The organism is Rathayibacter sp. AY1E6 (genome assembly GCF_002931115.1).
Classification (GTDB): Bacteria; Actinomycetota; Actinomycetes; order Actinomycetales; family Microbacteriaceae; genus Rathayibacter.
The window spans coordinates 197,441-208,716 of sequence record NZ_PSVK01000001.1 but is presented as its reverse complement, the minus strand read 5'-3'; the positions used below and the strand labels follow the sequence as shown (position 1 = coordinate 208,716).

Below are 11,276 nucleotides of genomic sequence, written 5' to 3'. Positions count from 1 at the left end.
CGTGCCAACGACACGCCTCAGCACCGAACCCACCGCCGTCCTCGTCCTCGAGGACGGACGACGATTCCGGGGACAGGCCTACGGCGCCCGAGGCCGCACCCTGGGCGAGATCGTCTTCGCCACCGGCATGACCGGATACCAGGAGACGCTGACCGACCCGAGCTACGCCGGCCAGATCGTCGTGCAGACCGCGCCCCACATCGGCAACACCGGGACCAACGACGAGGACATGGAGTCGCGCCGCATCTGGGTCGCCGGCTACGTCGTCCGCGACCCCTCCCGCGTCGTCTCCAACTTCCGCGCGCAGCGCTCCCTCGGCGACGACCTGGAGACCGACGGCATCGTCGGGATCTCCGGCGTCGACACCCGGGCGATCACCCGCCACATCCGCTCGGCCGGCTCGATGCGCGCCGGCGTGTTCTCCGGCGAGGACCTCGCCCTCCCCGAGGAGGAGCAGCTCGCGCTGGTCCTCGGCGGCCGGCAGATGCAGGGGCTCAACCTCTCCTCCTCGGTCTCGACCGACGAGCAGTACACGGTGCCCGCCCGCGGCGAGCGCGTCGGCTCGGTCGCGGTCATCGACCTGGGGGTGAAGACCTCGACGGTCAACTACCTCGCGGAGCGCGGCTTCGACGTGCACGTGCTGCCCGAGTCGGTGACCGCCGAGCAGGTGCTCGCGCTCGACCCGTCCGCGCTCTTCTTCTCCAACGGCCCCGGCGACCCCGAGGCCTCGGACCGCCACGTCGAGCTGCTGCGCACCACCCTGCGCGCCGACCTGCCGTTCTTCGGCATCTGCTTCGGCAACCAGCTGCTGGGGCGCGCTCTCGGCTTCGGCACCTACAAGCTCCCGTTCGGCCACCGCGGGATCAACCAGCCCGTGCTCGACAAGCTCACCGGCCGCGTGGAGATCACCTCGCAGAACCACGGGTTCGCCGTGGACGCGCCGATCGAGGGCGAGCTGGACTCGCCCGAGGGCTTCGGCCGCGTCGAGGTCAGCCACTACTCCCTCAACGACTCGGTCGTGGAGGGCCTGCGCTGCCTCGACATCCCCGCCTTCTCGGTGCAGTACCACCCGGAGGCGGCGGCCGGCCCGCACGACTCCAACCACCTCTTCGACCGCTTCCGCGAGATGGTCGTGCAGCGCACGGCCGGGCGCGGGGCCTCGGAGCCCACCGACATCCCCACGACCAGCAGCATCGGAGAGCAGAAGTAATGCCGCGCAGGGAAGACATCCAGAGCGTCCTGGTCATCGGCTCCGGCCCGATCGTCATCGGACAGGCCGTCGAGTTCGACTACTCCGGCACCCAGGCCTGCCGCGTGCTGCGCGCCGAGGGGGTGCGCGTGATCCTCGTCAACTCCAACCCGGCGACGATCATGACCGATCCCGACTTCGCCGACGCCACCTACGTGGAGCCGATCACGCCCAAGGCGATCGAGGCGATCATCGCCAAGGAGAAGCCGGACGCGATCCTGCCGACCCTCGGCGGGCAGACGGCCCTGAACGCGGCCATCCAGCTGCACGACCTCGGGATCCTCGAGAAGTACGGCGTCGAGCTCATCGGCGCGAGCTTCGAGGCGATCAACCGCGGCGAGGACCGGCAGATCTTCAAGCAGCTGGTGCTGGACGCGGGCGCCGACGTCGCGAAGTCCTACATCGCGCACACCGTCGACGAGGCGATCGAGTACGCCGAGGACCTGGGCTATCCCCTCGTCATCCGCCCGTCGTTCACCATGGGCGGCCTGGGCTCCGGCTTCGCCTACACCCGCGAGGAGCTGGTGCGGATGGTCGGCGACGGCCTGCACCAGAGCCCCACCACCGAGGTGCTCCTGGAGGAGTCGATCCTCGGCTGGAAGGAGTACGAGCTCGAGCTCATGCGCGACACGGCCGACAACACGGTCGTCGTCTGCTCGATCGAGAACGTCGACCCCGTCGGCGTGCACACGGGCGACTCGATCACCGTCGCACCGGCGCTGACCCTCACCGACCGCGAGTACCAGAAGCTGCGCGACATCGGCATCCGGATCATCCGCGACGTGGGCGTGGACACCGGCGGCTGCAACATCCAGTTCGCGATCGACCCGGCGGACGGCCGGATCATCGTGATCGAGATGAACCCGCGCGTCTCCCGCTCCTCCGCCCTCGCCTCCAAGGCGACCGGCTTCCCGATCGCCAAGATCGCCGCGAAGCTCGCCATCGGCTACCGCCTGGACGAGATCCCGAACGACATCACCAAGGTGACGCCGGCGAGCTTCGAGCCGACGCTGGACTACGTGGTCGTGAAGGTCCCGCGGTTCGCGTTCGAGAAGTTCCCGGCCGCCGACAAGACGCTGACCACGACCATGAAGTCGGTGGGCGAGGCGATGGCGATCGGCCGCAACTACGCGCAGGCGCTGCAGAAGGCGCTCCGCTCGCTCGAGAAGCGCGGCTCGTCGTTCCACTGGGGCGCGCAGGAGCGCTCGGTCGAGGAGCTCCTCGAGATCGCGAGGACCCCGACCGACGGCCGCATCGTCACCGTGCAGCAGGCGCTGCGCCTGGGAGCCACGGTCGAGCAGGCGTTCGAGTCCACGAAGATCGACCCCTGGTTCCTCGACCAGATCGTGCTGATCAACGAGATCGCCGACCTGGTGCGCGAGCACGACGGCCTCGACGCCGGACTCCTCCGCCTGGCGAAGGACCACGGCTTCTCGGACGCGCAGATCGCCGAGCTCCGCGGGCTCGACGAGGCGGAGGTCCGCCGCACCCGCTACGCGCTGGACGTGCGCCCGGTCTACAAGACCGTCGACACCTGCGCGGGCGAGTTCCCGGCGCTCACGCCGTACCACTACTCCTCGTACGACGAGGAGACGGAGGTCGTCGCCGCCGACCGCCGCAAGGTCGTCATCCTGGGCTCCGGCCCCAACCGCATCGGCCAGGGGGTCGAGTTCGACTACTCCTGCGTGCACGCCTCGTTCGCGCTCTCGGACGCGGGCTTCGAGACGATCATGATCAACTGCAACCCCGAGACGGTCTCGACCGACTACGACACCTCGGACCGCCTCTACTTCGAGCCGCTGACTCTCGAGGACGTGCTCGAGGTCATCCACGCGGAGTCGCAGTCCGGCGAGCTCGTCGGCGTCGTCGTGCAGCTGGGCGGCCAGACGGCGCTCGGGCTCGCCGCGGGCCTCGAGGCGGCCGGCGTGCCCATCCTCGGCACCACCCCCGCGAACATCGACCTCGCGGAGGAGCGCGGCGCGTTCTCGCGGATCCTCGACGAGGCGGGGCTTCTCGCTCCGCGCAACGGCACCGCGACCGACCTCGACGGCGCCCGTGAGGTCGCGGTGGAGATCGGCTACCCGGTCCTCGTCCGTCCGTCGTTCGTCCTCGGCGGGCGCGGCATGGAGATCGTCTACGGCACGCCCCAGCTCGAGGACTACTTCGAGCGGATGGCCGGCGAGGGGATCATCGACGAGGCGCACCCGCTGCTGGTGGACCGCTTCCTCGACGACGCGATCGAGATCGACGTCGACGCGCTCTTCGACGGCGAGCAGCTCTACATCGGCGGCGTGATGGAGCACATCGAGGAGGCCGGCATCCACTCCGGCGACTCGGCGTGCACGCTCCCGCCGGTGACGCTCGGCCGCCGGCAGATCGACCAGGTGCGGGAGGCGACCCTCGCGATCGCGCAGGGCGTCGGAGTCCGAGGACTGCTGAACGTCCAGTTCGCGATCGGCCAGGGCGTGCTCTACGTGCTCGAGGCGAACCCCCGGGCCTCGCGCACCGTGCCGTTCGTGTCGAAGGCGCTGGGCATCCCGCTCGCGAAGGCCGCGTCGCGCCTGATGGTGGGCGAGACCATCGCCGCGCTGAAGGCCGAGGGCCTGCTGCCCGAGCGCGACGGCTCCGACGTCCCGATGGACTCTCCCATCGCGGTGAAGGAGGCGGTCCTGCCGTTCAAGCGCTTCCGCACCAAGGAGGGCCAGATCGTCGACTCGCTGCTCGGGCCCGAGATGCGCTCCACCGGCGAGGTCATGGGGATCGACCGCGACTTCCCGCGCGCCTTCGCGAAGAGCCAGGACGCCGCGTACGGCGGCATGCCGGCGAGCGGGACCGTCTTCATCTCGGTCGCCGACCGCGACAAGCGCTCGATCGTCCTGCCCGCGCTGCGCCTGCGCCAGCTCGGCTTCGACATCCTCGCGACCGAGGGCACGGCCGAGGTGCTGAACCGCAACGGGATCCAGGCCCGCGTGGTCCGCAAGTACAGCGAGACCGCCGAGGGCGACGCGCCCTCCATCGTCGAGCTGATCGCCCGCGACGAGGTCGACGTGGTGATCAACACGCCCAGCGGAGGAGCGACCCGCGCCGACGGCTACGAGATCCGCGCCGCCGCGGTCGCCGCGGACAAGCCGCTGTTCACCACGATCGCCCAGCTCGCGGCCGCGGTCGCCTCGCTCGACGCGGCGAACGAGCCCTTCGAGGTGACGAGCCTGCAGGACTACGCCCTGCGCCGCGCGGAGCGCACCGCGTGAGCGGCGGCGCGGCGGGCACCGCCTCCTTCGGCTCGCGCCTCGAGGCGGCGTTCGCCGCGCACGGCCGGCTCTGCGTCGGGATCGACCCGCACGCGTACCTGCTCGACGCGTGGGGCCTCGCCGACGACGCGGCCGGGCTCGAGAGCTTCGGCCGCACGGTCGTCGAGGCGGCGGCCGGCCGCGTGGGCGTGGTGAAGCCGCAGATCGCGTTCTTCGAGCGGCACGGCTCGGCGGGCTACGCCGCGCTCGAGCGCGTGCTCGCCGACGCGCGCGAGGCCGGACTGCTGGTGATCGCCGACGTCAAGCGCGGCGACATCGGCACGAGCGTCACCGCCTACGCCGAGGCGTGGCTCCGGCCGGGCTCGCCGCTGGAGGCGGACGCCATGACCGCGGCGGCCTACCAGGGGCTCGGCTCCCTCGAGGGGATGCTGACCCTCGCCGAGGAGGCGGGCAAGGGCGTGTTCGTCCTCGCAGCCACCTCCAACCCCGAGGCCCGCCCCGTGCAGCGCGCCCTCGTGCAGGACGGCGGCCGGGCGGGATCCACCGTGGCACGCGCGGTCGTGGCGGACGTGGCATCCTGGAACGACGCTCACGCTCGCGCGTCGATCGGCTCGGTCGGCGTGGTGCTCGGCGCCACTGTCGCCCTGGGCGACTTCGGCATCGGCATCGACGAGCCGCTGCACCCCGCACTCCCGGTGCTCGCGCCCGGCTTCGGCCACCAGGGCGCGGCCGTCGCGGACGCGCAGCGGCTGTTCGGCGCGCTGAGCGCCGCCACCATCGTCAGCGAGTCGCGCAGCGTGCTCGGCGCCGGCCCCTCGGGGATCGCGGCCGAGATCACCCGCCGCGCGACCGACATCCAGGAGACCCTTGTCCGCTGAAACCGTCAGCCCCGATCCCGGCGCCTCCTCGCGCCCGGAGGCCGTGCGCCGTCCCTCGCCGCCCGAGGTCGACCGGCGCGCCGCCTCCGAGGCCGCGATCGCGGCGCGCCGTGCCCGCGCCGCCGTCAAGAAGGCCGTCGCCGCCGGACGCCGCCCCGCGACCGCCGTGCTCGCGGCGGCCCAGGCCGAGCCGCTCGGAGTCGAGGGGCGGATGCGCGTCAGCGAGCTGCTCCGCGCGGTGCCGGCGCTCGGCGTGGTGAAGACGCCCCGGGTGATGGACCAGCTGCGGATCGCCGAGTCGAAGCGCCTCGGCGGGCTCGGCCGGCGCCAGGTCGAGGGCCTGGCGTCGTTCCTCGAGGAGCGGGAGTCCCGGCAGCGCCGCCCCGGCCGCAACCGCCTGCTCGTCCTCGCCGGTCCGACCGCGGTCGGCAAGGGCACCGTGTCGACCTACATCCGCGAGAACTACCCGGACGTCCTGCTCTCGGTCTCGGCCACCACCCGGGCCCCGCGTCCGGGCGAGGTGGACGGCGTCAGCTACTACTTCGTCGACGACGCCGAGTTCGACCGGATGGTCGCGGCGGGGGAGTTCCTCGAGTACGCCGTCGTCCACAACGCTCACCGCTACGGCACGCCCCGCGGCCCCATCGACGCCGCGCTGGAGCAGGGCCGGCAGGTGATGCTCGAGATCGACATCCAGGGTGCCCGCCAGGTGCGCGAGCGGATGCCGGACGCGCGGCTGGTCTTCCTCCTGCCGCCGAGCTGGGACGAGCTGGTCCGCCGGCTGGTCGGCCGCGGCACCGAGAGCGCGGAGGAGCAGGAGCGCCGTCTGGCCACCGCGAAGGTGGAGCTGGCCGCGCAGGACGAGTTCGATTTCGCCGTCGTCAACAGCACCGTGCCCGAAGCGGCCCGCGAGGTCGTAGAATTGATGTCGCCTCGTGCCGACGGCGCGCCCGCTGACCCGGGCCGCTGACACCGGGCCACCGACCACCTCCGGGCCGACGCCCCGGGTCCCACCGGGCACACGCCCCTCGGAGCCCGCGCGCCGTGTTGCTCCGGAGCCGCAGATCGGCGCTGATGCGCCTGCAAGGAGACATCCATGGCCAACAACCTCGGCATCATCGACCCGCCCATCGACGAGCTCCTCTCGAAGGTCGACTCCAAGTACGCGCTGGTGATCTTCGCCTCCAAGCGCGCCCGCCAGATCAACGACTACTACGCCGACCTCCACGAGGGCAGCCTGTTCGACAACGTCGGCCCGCTGGTCGACTCCACCATCGACGACAAGCCCCTCTCGGTCGCACTGCACGAGATCAGCGAGGACAAGCTCGTCGCCAAGCCCCTCGCCGAGTAGTCCCCTCCGGGTGGGCTCCTCTCTCGAGGCCGGCCGACGGCTCAACGTCGTCGTCGGCATCACCGGCGGCATCGCCGCGTACAAGGCCGTCGGAGTCGTCCGCGCGCTGGTCCTCGCGGGGCACGACGTGCACGTCGTCGCGACCGAGGCCGCGCTGCGCTTCGTCGGAAAGCCCACCCTCGAGGCCATCTCGCGGAACCCGGTGCACACCGAGCTCTACGAGGGCGTCGCCGAGGTCCGGCACGTGGCCATCGGCCAGGCCGCCGACCTCATCGTGATCGCGCCCGCGACGGCGCACACGCTCGCCAAGCTCGCCGCCGGCCTCGCCGACGACCTGCTCGGCAACACGGTGCTCGCGAGCACCGCCCCGCTCGTGGTCGCCCCCGCGATGCACACCGAGATGTGGGCGAACGCCGCCACCGTCGCGAACACGGCGGTGCTCCGCTCCCGCGGCGTGCACGTCGTCGGACCCGCGGTCGGCCGCCTCACCGGCGCCGACTCGGGCCCCGGCCGCATGGAGGAGCCCGAGACGATCGTGGCGGAGGCCCTCGCCGTCCACGCCCGCTCAGCCTCCGCCCGCCGCGACCTCGCGGGCGTGCGCGTCCTCGTGACCGCCGGCGGCACCCGCGAGCCCCTCGACCCGGTGCGCTTCGTCGGCAACCGCTCCAGCGGCAGGCAGGGCGTCGCGCTCGCGCTGGCCGCTGCGGCCCGGGGCGCGGAGGTCACCCTCCTCGCCGCGAACCTCGACGTGCCGGCGCCGGAGGGCGTCACGGTCCTCCCGGTGGGCACCGCGCTCGAGCTGCGCGAGGCCGCCCTCGCCGCGGCCCCCGGCGCGGACGTGGTGATCATGGCCGCGGCCGTCGCCGACTACCGGCCCGCCGCGGTCGCCGACGCGAAGATCAAGAAGGAGCAGCAGGGCGACCGTCTCGTCCTCGAGCTCGTCGAGAACCCGGACGTCCTCGCCGAGATCTCCGCCTCCCGGCGGGAGGGGCAGATCGTCGTCGGCTTCGCCGCGGAGACCGAGCCGGACCGGGACGCGATGCTCGCCCTCGGCCGCGCCAAGATCGCCCGGAAGGGCTGCGACCTGCTCGTCCTCAACAGGGTGGGCTGGGCCGAGGGTTTCCAGAGCGACAGCAACGCCGTCGTGGTCCTCGATCGGGCCGGCGATATAGTTGGTGAGGCCTCGGGCAGCAAGGCGGAGGTGGCCGATCGCGTCCTCGACGCGGTCGTGCGCTAGCCCCGCCGGTCCGCCCGCCCAGGCGCCGATCGCCTGCCGCCCGGCATCGCGCCCGCCAGGCCACTCCCGGTACGAACGACCCCGGTCCGCACGAGCCGGGACGAGAAGAGAAGCATGACCTCCGGTCCCCTCCGCCTGTTCACCTCCGAGTCCGTCACCGAGGGCCACCCGGACAAGATCTGCGACCAGATCTCGGACCGCATCCTCGACGCCCTGCTCCGCGAGGACCCGCACAGCCGGGTCGCCGTCGAGACGCTGGTCACGACGGGGCTCGTGCACGTCGCGGGCGAGGTCTCCACGAGCGGCTACGTCGAGATCCCCAAGATCGTGCGCGACACGATCGTCGAGATCGGCTACGACTCCTCGGAGAAGGGCTTCGACGGCCGCTCCTGCGGCGTCTCGGTCTCGATCGGCCAGCAGTCGCCCGAGATCGCGGCGGGCGTCGACACGGCGCTCGAGGTCCGCTCCTCCGAGGCGGGCGAGGACGCCTTCGACCGCCAGGGCGCGGGCGACCAGGGCCTGATGTTCGGCTTCGCGACCGACGAGACCCCCGAGTACATGCCGCTGCCGAGCTGGCTCTCGCACCGCCTCGCCGAGCGCCTGGCCGCCGTCCGCAAGTCGGGCGAGCTCGACTACCTCCGACCCGACGGCAAGACCCAGGTCACCATCGGCTACGACGGCACGACGCCGTCCACCATCGACACCGTCGTCCTGTCCACCCAGCACGCCGAGCACGTCAGCACCGAGACGATCCACGCGGACATCGCGGCGCACGTCATCCGCCCCGTCCTCGAGACGGTCGACCTCGACTCCTCCGCCGTGCGCCTGCTGATCAACCCGACGGGCCGCTTCGAGATCGGCGGCCCTCAGGGCGACGCCGGGCTCACCGGCCGCAAGATCATCGTCGACACCTACGGCGGAGCGTCCCGCCACGGCGGCGGCGCGTTCTCGGGCAAGGACCCGTCGAAGGTGGACCGCTCGGCCGCCTACGCCATGCGGTGGGTCGCCAAGAACGCGGTCGCCGCGGGGCTCGCCTCGCGGCTGGAGGTGCAGGTCGCCTACGCCATCGGCAAGGCGGCCCCGGTCGGCCTCTACGTCGAGACCTTCGGCACCGGCACCGTCTCCGACGAGACGATCACCGAGGCGATCCGCTCGGTCTTCGACCTGCGCCCGGCCGCGATCATCCACGCACTCGACCTGCTCCGCCCGATCTACGCGCAGACCGCGGCCTACGGCCACTTCGGCCGGGAGCTCCCCGACTTCACCTGGGAGCGCCTCGACCGGGTCGACGACCTGCGCTCCGCCGCGGGCCTCTCGTAGCGGGCGCGGCGGCGATGGCGACGAGCGGAGCCGTCGCGCGCGTGCTCCTGGACTCGCCCCTCCCGCAGCTCGACCGGCTCCTGGACTACGCGGTGCCGGAGGCGCTGCGCGGCGAGGTGGTCCCCGGCGTGCGCGTGCGGGTGCCGTTGCGGACCGGAGGCCGGATCGCCGACGCGTTCGTCGTCGAGACGGGGGAGGGGACCGAGCACGCCGGAGCGCTCAGCGGCATCGAGGAGCTGGTCTCGCCGCTCGTCGTGCTGACCCCGGAGGTCTGGGCCCTCGCCCGCCGGGTGGCCGACCGCGCCTCCGGGGGCGCGAGCGACGTGCTGCGCCTGGCCGTGCCGCGCCGCCACGTCCGCGTCGAGAAGGCGCGACTCGCCGCGGGTCCCGCTCCTGCGGCGCCCGCGGTCGAGGCGGGCGGCGTGACGGGCTACCCCGACGCCTCCTTCGTTGGACTCGCCGAGGGGGCCCGGCTGGCGGTCGGCGCCGTGCCGGCTCCGGTGAGGCTCGACTCGGGCGCGTGGGTCGGCGGCTGGGCCGTCACGCTCGCCGAGCTCGCCCGGGACACGCTCGCCGCGGGCCGCGACGCGATCCTGGCCGTCCCCGACTACCGCGACCAGGAGCAGCTGGAGCTCGCTCTCGCCGCCCTCGTCCCCGCGGAGGCGGTGGTGCGCCTCGATGCGCGGCAGAAGGGCGCCGAGCGCTACTCCGCCTTCGTCCGCTGCCTCGATCCCGGGCCGCGGGTCGTCGTCGGCAACCGCTCCGTCCTCTACGCGCCCTCCTCCGCCCTCGGCCTGATCGCGCTCTGGGACGACGGCGATCCGCTCTTCGCCGAGCCGCTCGCGCCCTACGCGCACGCGCGCGACGTCGCCCTGGTGCGGCAGGAGCAGAGCGGCGCCGGCCTCGTCCTGCTCGGCAACACGCGCACGGTCGAGGTCGAGCGGCTCGTCGAGATCGGCTTCGCGACCGAGGTGGAGCCGCGGCCGAGCCGCCGCCCGCACGTCGTGCCGACCGCCCAGCAGTGGGCGGCCGACGAGCACGACGCGGCAGCGCGCATCCCCTCCTCCGCCTGGCGGGAGGCGCGGAAGGCCCTCGACTCCGGTCCCGTGCTCGTCCAGGTCGCGCGCCCCGGCTACGCGCCGGTGGTCGCCTGCGCCCGCTGCCGGACCGTCGCACGCTGCAACCGCTGCCAGGGTCCGCTCGGCGTGCACTCCGAGGGCGGGCGGCCGAGCTGCGGCTGGTGCGGCCTGATCGCGGCCGACTGGACCTGCTCCGTCTGCGAGGCGACGGCTCTGCGCCTCGTCTCCCTCGGCGCGGGCCGCACCGCGGAGGAGCTCGGACGCGCCTTCCCGGGTGCCAAGGTGATCGTCGCCGACGGGCAGCGCCCCGTGCTCACCCTCCCCGACGAGCCCGCGCTCGTCGTGGCCACGCGCGGGGCGGAGCCGCGGGCCGACGGCGGCTACCACGCCGTCCTGCTGCTGGACGGCGAGCGGATGCTGGCCCGCGAGAGCCTGCGGGTCGCCGACGACGCGCTCCGCACCTGGTCGAACGCCGCGGCGCTGGCCCGCCCGGGCGCGCCGGTCCTCCTGGTCGGGGTCGGCGGCCGGCTCGCGACCGCCCTGGCGACCTGGCGGCAGGCCGAGTACCTCCGGGCCGAGCTCCAGGAGCGGCGCGCTCTGCGCTTCCCGCCCGCGGTGCGCCTGGCCACGGTGAGCGGCGACGCGCACGCGGTGGAGGAGGCGCTCGACGCGCTCGACGAGGACGACCGGCACGAGGTCCTCGGTCCTGTCGGGCTCGAGGACGGCTCCGTCCGGGCGATCGTCCGGTTCGACTACGCTCGCGGTGCGGATGTGGCCGCGCGCCTCCGCTCCGCCGTGATCCGCAACGCCACGCGCCGTCGTCGCCCGCCGACCACGCCCGGCCGCTTCCGGCCGGCCCCCCGGCTCCGGGTCCGTCTCGACGACCCTGACATCCTCTGACTCCCCAGGAG

General features: G+C 73.2%; 8 protein-coding genes. All 8 read left to right on the top strand.

What is annotated here, in order from left to right; all coding sequences use genetic code 11:
- The first annotated feature begins 1 nt into the window (after position 1).
- The 8 genes from carA to C5C46_RS00850 all read left to right on the top strand — a co-directional run bounded on the left by carA (position 2) and on the right by C5C46_RS00850 (position 11,265).
- On the top strand, positions 2-1,210 hold the full coding sequence (gene carA / locus C5C46_RS00885) for a glutamine-hydrolyzing carbamoyl-phosphate synthase small subunit (protein ID WP_104225321.1): 1,209 nt from the start codon (positions 2-4) through the stop codon (positions 1,208-1,210).
- Positions 1,210-4,500: a carbamoyl-phosphate synthase large subunit gene (gene carB / locus C5C46_RS00880; RefSeq protein ID WP_104221829.1), complete on the top strand. Its 3,291-nt coding sequence runs from the start codon at positions 1,210-1,212 to the stop codon at positions 4,498-4,500. Before carA ends, carB begins: the two co-directional genes overlap by 1 nt.
- On the top strand, positions 4,497-5,378 hold the full coding sequence (pyrF, locus tag C5C46_RS00875; RefSeq protein ID WP_104225320.1) for an orotidine-5'-phosphate decarboxylase: 882 nt from the start codon (positions 4,497-4,499) through the stop codon (positions 5,376-5,378). Before carB ends, pyrF begins: the two co-directional genes overlap by 4 nt.
- A gap of 43 nt (positions 5,379-5,421) precedes the next feature.
- Entirely contained in the window at positions 5,422-6,348 is a 927-nt protein-coding gene (gene gmk / locus C5C46_RS00870) for a guanylate kinase (RefSeq protein WP_104354723.1), read from the top strand.
- 126 nt (positions 6,349-6,474) lie between these two features.
- The gene (rpoZ, locus tag C5C46_RS00865; RefSeq protein WP_104225318.1) at positions 6,475-6,729 is read left to right on the top strand and encodes a DNA-directed RNA polymerase subunit omega; all 255 of its coding nucleotides are present in this window, start codon (positions 6,475-6,477) and stop codon (positions 6,727-6,729) included.
- A gap of 10 nt (positions 6,730-6,739) precedes the next feature.
- Positions 6,740-7,966, top strand: a complete 1,227-nt coding sequence (gene coaBC, locus C5C46_RS00860; RefSeq protein ID WP_104225317.1) for a bifunctional phosphopantothenoylcysteine decarboxylase/phosphopantothenate--cysteine ligase CoaBC — start codon at positions 6,740-6,742, stop codon at positions 7,964-7,966.
- Positions 7,967-8,080: 114 nt separating this feature from the next.
- On the top strand, positions 8,081-9,286 hold the full coding sequence (gene metK / locus C5C46_RS00855; RefSeq protein ID WP_104221839.1) for a methionine adenosyltransferase: 1,206 nt from the start codon (positions 8,081-8,083) through the stop codon (positions 9,284-9,286).
- Positions 9,287-9,300: 14 nt separating this feature from the next.
- Complete coding sequence (locus tag C5C46_RS00850) at positions 9,301-11,265, top strand: hypothetical protein (protein ID WP_104225316.1); 1,965 nt, start codon at positions 9,301-9,303, stop codon at positions 11,263-11,265.
- The last annotated feature ends 11 nt before the right edge of the window (positions 11,266-11,276 follow it).